We start from the raw sequence: 7,774 nt of genomic DNA on the forward strand, positions 1-7,774 counted from the left end.
TGTTCTATATTACACCTCTACACCCTAATCGTCAAGACCTTTTATCCTTTTTATTTTATAAATTATAAAAGGTATTCTCCGTCTCTAGTGATTCATAAACTGGTACAGTCATTTTCACAATCGACACTTTATACTTTCTTACCACTTATACCTTTCTAAAGAATGAATATCAAGCCAAACAAATATATATTAAAAGTAGCATTTTTTATTGCGAGTACATCCCAGCCACATTCACAATTATCTTCTACTACTTCTCTCTAGGAATTATAAGTACGCCATACATTTACTAAAAACCTAATTAACCTAGGAGGCGTTATGAAATGCATGTTAATAAGAAAATCATTTATGTATCCCATGATGCCCATTTCCACGGAGCGCAGCTGCTTTCTTTACATACTATTAAAGCTCTTAAAGAAAACTTTAACTACTCTGTCGCAATTATTTCTATTGGAACGGGCATTTTAATCCAAGATTTTCAAAAGTATGGTCCTGTTTATTGCCTAGAGGAAAACTACCCAACGGAAGAAAAGGTCGAATTATTAATAAAGAAGTTATTGTTACAAGACTATACCCTCGCCATATGTAGTACCGTCATAAGCGGTGATATAGTTGCATTACTAGCTAAACACAATATAAAAGTTATTTCATTAATACATGAATTACCGCATTTAATACAACAGTACTCTGCCGAGGGAAAAGCTAGAAACATTGCCAAATTTGCGTGCAAAATTGTCTTCCCTTCACAGTACGTGTATGAAAAATTCCGTACAATCACTCAATTAGATTATCAAAAATGCCACATTCTCCCTCAAGGCTTGTTTAACCACAATCCTTATAAGAACAATATCGCAAAAGCTAGAAACGAATTACGAAAAAAACACAATCTGCCTCTAGATAGCAAAATCATTTTAGGAGTAGGTTTCGCTGATCATCGAAAAGGAATAGATTTATTCTCACTTATTGCTTACTCAGTAAGAAAGGTTCATACGAATATTCATTTTATTTGGGTTGGGAAAACAGATGTTCATTTTTTAAATACACTATCCCCTAGGTATACAGCACATTTCACATTAGTGGACCCAACTCCAGATATCGGTTTATATAACGCCGGGGCTGATTTATATTTATTAACTTCAAGAGAAGACCCTTTTCCCAACGTTGTTTTAGAGGCATTAGATACAAAGGTCCCTGTTATAGGGTTTAAAAACGCTGGAGGTTTTGAAGATGTTGTTACGGAACAAACCGGCGCATTAGTAGACTATTTAAACTTACCGATGATGCTGGAAAAAATATATGAATTTATTGACGATGAAGAGTTACGGTTACAAAAAGGGAGCTTTGGCCAAGAACTTATCGAAAAAGATTTCAACTTCCTTCATTACATTTATCAATTGTTAAACCTGCTTGATCATAATTACAAGAAAATAAGCGTAATCATACCGAACTATAATTACGAAAAATACTTACCTGACCGAGTTAAATCCATATTAAACCAAACCTACCCCCTTTACGAACTAATTTTCCTAGACGATGCTTCTACTGACAATAGTGTATCTATATTTGAACAGCTGCTCTCAAACGAAAATAAATCCCACCTAAAAGTTCAAAAAATTATTAATGATACAAACTCTGGTTCTGTATTTAAACAATGGATAAAAGGCATCTCTGCAGCAACTGGTGATTACATTTGGATTGCAGAGGCTGATGATTTATGTGATCAGACATTTTTAGAAGAAGTAATACAAGGGTTTCATATAAATAATGATGTTTCCTTAGGCTACACACAATCGAAACAAATAGATGAACAAGGAAACCTCCTAGCCGATCATTATCTAGATTACACAAATGATATTGATAAAGAAAAATGGCAGCGTCCTTATTTCCGAAAAGGGATAGATGAAATACAAGATACGTTACTTATCAAAAACACGATACCTAATGTCTCAAGTGTAGTTTTTAAAAACAGAGATATACAAACAACAGCAACACAATTAGAAAAGTTTAAAGTAGCTGGTGATTGGTTTTTCTATGTTTCTATCCTTAAAGAAGGGGACATTTATTTCAATCCAAAGCCGCTAAACTATCATAGACGACATACAAATAGTGTAACGAAAACAGAAGATTCATATTCCCACTACAGTGAAGTTGTACAAATGCAAAATTTCATTAAAGAAACCTTTACTATCGACGACATTTCAAAAAAGAAAATGTACACATATAGAAAGTACCTTAAAGCATATTTGAAGATTTAATTATACACTTTCCTCACCATTAGTATCTCTTGTAAGACGTTACTATCATTTAAGGAGGGTTACTCTTTGAAAGAATTTATAGAGGCAAATAAAGATTTGATTTCTCAAATGGCACACAACTACAATGTAAATGCAAGTATCCATCCAGAAGATCATATCTTTCAATTCCTTGTCACAAATCCAGTCTTTCCTTCCAAAAAAGAAGCGATAGATTATTATTTTAAAGATGGAAGAAAATCAGCAGAGACACTCTTAGATTTAATTACTTCCTTTTCTCCTCCTATAGACACTCCCATTCAATTATTAGAATTCGCATCTGGATATGGCTGCATAACACGTCATTTATTAAACCTACAAACGAACTTAAGTATAACTACTTGTGATATACATGAAGAGGCTATTACTTTTATTGAAAGTACATTAAATACTGCTTCTATCTTATCTCATCCTGAACCAGAACAAGTAAAATTAGCCTCGTCTACGTATGATATCGTTTTTTGTCTATCCTTTTTTTCTCATATGCCTAATACAACCTGGTTTCGTTGGCTTCAAACATTGTATAACGCTGTTTCCCCTGGCGGATTATTCATTTTCACAACTCATGGATATCAAAGTAAAAAGTACTTCGGCTTTCCCGATTTAAATGAACAGGGTTATTGGTTTCTCCCCTCTAGCGAACAACTGGATTTAGACGTTCATCAATACGGACAAACGATCGTTAGCCCCTCTTACGTATGTGATAAAATTAAATTATTACCTTATAACCCTATTATCAAAAAATACAATGAAGGTTTTTGGTGGGAACATCAAGACCTTTGGGTAATAAAAAAAGAAATACAGTGAAACTTTAATCAGCGGGGGTTTTCTTCCTCTCCCACCTAAATTCTTTGCTTTCGCTGCATTTTGAAGTGGGGGTCTTACTGCCCATTAAAGTGGGATAAAATAATAAACCACGCTCTACTTATACAGAAGTAGGGCATGGCTTATTATTTTTTACTATATAAGAACTCTTCAATCCATAGCTTATTTAATCTAATCCCACTTTTGAAATCAACTTTTGGTTCCCAATTACATTCTCGTCTTACTCTATCTATATTTAAAATGATTTTTTGAACGTTTTCTTGCTTTTGTTTATAGCAAATAAAATCCACTTTTCTTTCCGTTAATTTCTCCAGTTCTACTATAATTCGCTTTAAAGAAAGACCCTTGCCGCTCCCTATGTTATACACACAAGACTTCAAGCGGTTTAATTGTGATAGTTGTATAGTGATTTCCACTAAATCATCGATATAAATATAATCTCTAATAATCTCTTGTGGATTCCCATATATATTAATCTTTTCATTACTGAGATGTTGATACAAAAAACAATTTATTGCCCCAACTTTCTTTAACGGATTTTGATATTTTCCATATGGATTAGAATATCTACATACAACATAATCAATTTCATATTTTTTCTTATAAAAGTATAAATAATTTTCAAGCGACACTTTTGTTATTCCATAAGGAGAAAGTGGCTTTAATGGATGTTCCTCATCAATAGGTAAATATTCAGGTTCACCATAAACTGTTCCTCCAGAAGATGCTAATACAATTTTTTTAATAGGAAAATTTTTAACGCTTTCCATGAAGTTAAGAAAAAAAAGCTACTGTTTATATCTCCGAAAACATCTTCAATTGAAGTTGCTACATTAGACGTTGCAGCTAAGTAAATAATAATATCTACATCTACTAAAGCTTTATATATATCTTCAACATTCGCTAAATCACCTTTAATAAACTCAACCTCACGTATAATATTTTGAGGGAAATTATTTATATGTCTGGAAAATACTTTTACATTTTGACCTTGTTTCAATAAACCTAATGCGAGATTAATACCAATGAAACTATTTCCACCTACTATTAAATAATTATTCTTCCCCATAATATCCTCTCTAGTAATAAAATTTTTGCTTATCACACCTAGAAATACAAATAAATGAACTTGGACACTTTTATTATTTCTTTTCTTATAATTGTATGCCTCTTATACATTTTCATTATCTTTATTTTATATTTCTCTTTTAGAATCTCTTTCTTATTTAAGACGAAAGCAAAATACACTCATAATATTTACTCATTCTTATGAATATATTGGATTAATAAAAAATCCTCTTCATATCCTTAAAAAAGGAGTGTTAAACTCATGAAAAATATAAATCAAAAGTTTTTAGAGTACATCATTCTACATAAAGATCGTATTCCCCATTTCCATAAGGATTTTCCTCTTATACTATTTTGGAGCCATAAAAGCGGATGTACATCATTAGCTAATTGGTTCTTTTTTCAAATTGGATTATTTTCTGAAGCAAAGAAATACAATGATTTTATTCATTATTATGAGTTCTGGGTATATAAAAATAATAAAGATTACATAGCAGCGTTGCAAAATAGTCTTTTAGAAGCAAAAAAAGATGTTTGTAAACTTGTGCGAAATCCCTATACAAGGGCCGTTAGCTCATTTCTATTGCTCGCTGATAATCCCTATTCTAGTCCCCAATGGGAAAATATACGTAAGTGTTTTTATAATGACAAATATAGTAAGAAAGGAATATCATTTAAACAATTTTTATATTACGTTCAGGTATTTGGTTCCAATTCTCGAGCCATAGATATACATTTTAGTCAACAATATGTTCAAGGCGAAGAAGCCTTCATCCAGCACTACATACCTTTAGAAGATTTTAATACCCAAATTACAAAAATAGAAGAAAAATACAGTTTAATTAAATCTGACCTAGCAATACTTACAAATTCAAATCATAATCGCGGTCCAAAGATGATTTATCCAGGAAACTACGCAGAACTTAGCATTACAGATAAAGACTTCCCACGATTTCCAACATATGAAAGCTTCTATGATAAAGAAACAATGGATTTAGTTACAGAAATATATGCACAGGACTTTGAAATGTATCCATACACAAAAGGGATATTTTAAGTTGATATATTCTCCAATGAATAAAAGCAAATGTATCGCATAGCATAAAGTGAAACTTTAATTAACGTAGGGCTCTCTCCATCTACTATTTCCAGCCACTCTCTTTCATTTCGCTAATTGTTAACGGGTATGTCATATGCATTTTTTACACAGAGGTGATATTGTGTGGAAGATAAATTGAAACACAATAATGGATATTGCGTTATTTGTGAGAAGGAAGCTACATTTATAGAGCATAACGATTGGCTTAGAGATCACTACTTATGTTCTACATGCCACTCTATACCGAGGCAGAGAGCTTTAATTCATGTTTTAAATACATTTTTTCCAAAATGGGGTTCCTATCATATTCACGAATCCTCTCCTGGAGGGATTACAACTCAACTGCTAATAAAAAAATGCAAAAACTATACATACTCTCAATACTTTAAAAACTATCCTCTCGGCCAATACTTTCAAGGGATTAGATGCGAGAACTTAGAAGACATGACCTTTCAAAATGAATCTTTTGATTTATTCATTACTCAAGATGTCTTTGAACATGTAATGGAACCAAACAAAGCCTTTAAAGAAATAGAGCGTGTATTAAAGCCTGGCGGTGCTCACGTGTTTACTGTCCCTTGGTACCATACACTCCCAAAGACTTTGCAAAGAGCAAGAATCAATAAGGGTGGAATTGAGTATATTGAAGAGCCAATTTATCACGGAAATCCTATTGATGAGAATGGGTCTTTAGTAACATTTGATTGGGGTCAAGATATGATTGAATATATTTATACACATGCAACTATGTATACTATTGTTTATTTACAAAAGGATAGATCATTGGGGTTAGATGCTGAATTTTTGCATGTTTTTATTAGTAAAAAACAAGAAAATGATTTTTAGGCACTATATAATTTGGAGGTTAACAAATGAATAACCTTAAGTTAGGAAGTGATTTTGATAACCTTGTTAGCCCGCTTTCTGATGTTGAACTTCTTAATCTATTTATACAAAGTTGCTCACAAACAAAGATAAACGGCATCCCAGTACATACGTTCCCCTCGAAATAAATTCAACAACAGTTTGTAGGTGCTCCCTATGAGCATGCTCTTTATGAAGCATATTTGTTTTATAGACTTGTAAAAACATATGCCCATAATTTAGGTGTTCCCTTGAATAAAGAACGTAAAATTTTAGACTTTGGTTGCGGATAGGGAAGAATCATACGCCTCTTTTTCAAAGATGTTCTCCAAAAAGATTAACTCTTTTCGCTCATTGTATAATGAAGATCATTTTGTATCTCAGCCGTATATATTACATCATCAAAGATTTCCATATCAAGCAAACTGTACAAAAGAATTCATTATGAGGCATAAACAGAGTAAGTAAATAACAGATCTCATGCTTTAACTATATTTGAAAAATCAAAAATAACTTCCCACCACTTGAACGACGAAGCACATAAGGGGGATATATCTTGAAAATAATTGCTTTTTACTTACCACAGTTTCATCAAATAAAAGAAAATGACCGATGGTGGGGAAAAGGTTTTACTGAATGGACAAATACTAAAAATGCACGACCTTTATTTTCAGGACATTATCAACCTAGAGAACCTTATCAAGATTTTTATTATGACTTAACCACCCCATCCGTAAGAAAGTGGCAAGCAGAAATTGCCAAAGCACACGGCATATATGGTTTTTGTTATTACCATTACTGGTTTAAAGGAAAGAGGCTATTGGAGAGACCATTTAATGAGGTACTTAAGACGGGCGAACCCGATTTTCCATTTTGTCTGTCTTGGGCAAATGAACCATGGACAAAAACTTGGGATGGTCTTGATAGTCACATATTAATGCCTCAAGATTACGGAGAATTATCAGATTGGAAAGAACACTTTGAGTATTTATTACAAGCTTTCCAAGATGAGAGATATATCCGTATAGATGATAAACCACTATTCATTATTTATCGTCCTGGGCACATCCCTGATTGTGCGCAAATGCTTAATTACTGGAATACACTCGCACAAGAAAATGGTTTGAAAGGTATATATTTTGTAGAAACATTAAACAGCTTTCCACTTCCTAATATAAACGGATTCGATGCGAGCATTCAATTCGAGCCTTTTTATACAATTGCTCATGATAGCTCTTCCGACATAAATAAGATAATATATGAATCTGATAAACAAATAAACGCTTGGGATTATGATAAAGTGTGGATGTATATACTAAAGCGATCTCCTTCAAAGAAAAAAACATTTCCCGGTGCCTTTGTTGACTGGGACAACACAGCACGCCGTAAAGACTTAAATAGCAGCATTTTCGTAGGCTCTACTCCTGAGAAGTTCACAATATATTTAAGCAAGCAAATTCACCGTACGTTTTCCCTTTATGATAGCGAGTTTTTATTTATTAACGCGTGGAATGAGTGGGCAGAAGGTACTTACTTAGAACCAGATAAGAGGCATGGCTTTGCCTATTTAGAAGGAGTTAAACAAGCAATTAACAGAGGTATGAAAACATACAAAAAAGACGAGTCATTC

At 32.8% G+C, this 7,774-nt stretch carries 5 protein-coding genes and 2 pseudogenes; 6 read left to right on the plus strand and 1 reads right to left on the minus strand.

Annotation, left to right across the window (positions count from 1 at the left end; translation table 11 throughout):
• Window positions 1–320: 320 nt before the first annotated feature.
• Complete coding sequence (locus COL05_RS30250) at window positions 321–2,252, plus strand: glycosyltransferase (RefSeq protein WP_098671301.1); 1,932 nt, start codon at window positions 321–323, stop codon at window positions 2,250–2,252.
• A 66-nt stretch (window positions 2,253–2,318) separates the two neighbouring features.
• Window positions 2,319–3,095 (plus strand): class I SAM-dependent methyltransferase, encoded by a 777-nt coding sequence (locus COL05_RS30255; RefSeq protein WP_098671302.1) that lies wholly within the window; start codon window positions 2,319–2,321, stop codon window positions 3,093–3,095.
• A 143-nt stretch (window positions 3,096–3,238) separates the two neighbouring features.
• On the opposite strand, the pseudogene COL05_RS30260 reads toward COL05_RS30255, so the two are convergent.
• A pseudogene (locus COL05_RS30260) lies at window positions 3,239–4,182 on the minus strand (NAD-dependent epimerase/dehydratase family protein).
• A 261-nt stretch (window positions 4,183–4,443) separates the two neighbouring features.
• Between COL05_RS30260 and COL05_RS30265 the strand changes: the two are divergent.
• From COL05_RS30265 to COL05_RS30280, 4 genes and pseudogenes are all read left to right on the plus strand, one after another.
• Window positions 4,444–5,238 carry a sulfotransferase family 2 domain-containing protein gene (locus tag COL05_RS30265; RefSeq protein ID WP_098671303.1) on the plus strand — a complete coding sequence of 265 codons (795 nt, stop codon included), beginning with the start codon at window positions 4,444–4,446 and terminating at the stop codon, window positions 5,236–5,238.
• Between the two features lie 165 nt (window positions 5,239–5,403).
• A complete protein-coding gene (locus tag COL05_RS30270) occupies window positions 5,404–6,126 on the plus strand; it encodes a class I SAM-dependent methyltransferase (protein ID WP_098671304.1) in 723 nt (240 codons plus the stop codon).
• Window positions 6,127–6,152: 26 nt separating this feature from the next.
• Window positions 6,153–6,434: pseudogene (locus tag COL05_RS30275) on the plus strand (methyltransferase); the annotation flags it as partial.
• 266 nt (window positions 6,435–6,700) lie between these two features.
• On the plus strand, window positions 6,701–7,774 hold a 1,074-nt coding region (locus tag COL05_RS30280; RefSeq protein WP_098671305.1), incomplete at its 3' end, for a glycosyltransferase WbsX family protein.

The sequence above is a fragment of the Bacillus sp. AFS059628 genome, from assembly GCF_002571225.1.
GTDB lineage: Bacteria > Bacillota > Bacilli > Bacillales > Bacillaceae_G > Bacillus_A.